Source organism: Bacillus sp. SIMBA_074, from assembly GCF_046534555.1.
In the GTDB taxonomy this organism is placed as follows: domain Bacteria; phylum Bacillota; class Bacilli; order Bacillales; family Bacillaceae_G; genus Bacillus_A; species Bacillus_A mycoides.
Window position 1 is genome coordinate 1 of sequence record NZ_JAWRYM010000534.1, and the last position, 271, is coordinate 271.

Here is a 271-nt window from a genome sequence, read left to right on the forward strand (position 1 = left end):
CATATACATGACACCAACTGATACACGGTTGTCGAATGCTTCACCTGAACGGCCATCATAAAGGACAGTTTTTGCATCACGGGACATCCCGGCTTCTTCAATCGTACCCCAAACATCTTCCTCAGTAGCACCATCAAATACAGGAGATGCTACATGAATGCCAAGTGCGCGTGCAGCCATACCTAAGTGAAGCTCCAACACCTGACCGATGTTCATACGTGAAGGTACACCCAATGGGTTTAACATGATGTCGACTGGAGTGCCATCTGGT

The 271-nt window shown here is 48.0% G+C and carries 1 protein-coding gene; it reads right to left on the minus strand.

Annotated features, from left to right (window positions below):
- A partial coding sequence (locus SB773_RS31870) for a hypothetical protein (protein ID WP_410594330.1) occupies positions 1-271 on the minus strand: 271 nt, incomplete at both ends.